The organism is Corynebacterium sp. UMB0012 (genome assembly GCF_030216265.1).
GTDB lineage: Bacteria > Actinomycetota > Actinomycetes > Mycobacteriales > Mycobacteriaceae > Corynebacterium.
On the sequence record NZ_JASOKQ010000108.1, the window covers coordinates 1 to 266 of the forward strand.

The 266-nt window shown below is 50.0% G+C and carries 1 rRNA gene; it reads right to left on the reverse strand.

Features of this window, described 5'->3' with window-relative positions:
- A 5S ribosomal RNA gene (gene rrf, locus QP324_RS12070) occupies positions 1 to 71 on the reverse strand; the annotation flags it as partial.
- Between the last annotated feature and the right edge of the window lie 195 nt (positions 72 to 266).

A 266-nucleotide genomic window follows, 5' to 3' on the forward strand; every position in this document is an offset into this window, starting at 1 on the left:
CAGCGTGTGCAGGCTTAGCTTCCGGGTTCGGAATGGGACCGGGCGTTTCCCTGCAGCTATTGACCACCGACAAACATACGAAGCATTCAGACCCTTAGGTGTGCTTTCGGGTGTTGTGTCAGATACTGCATAGTGGACGCGGTCACGACAGTGACTGTTTCTTCATTCTTGTTATTTGTTTGTTCACCGGTGTGTTGGTGTTTGTTGTGGTCAATTAGTACCAGTAGCCTTCACACCTTACAGTGCTTCCAGGTCTGGCCTATCTA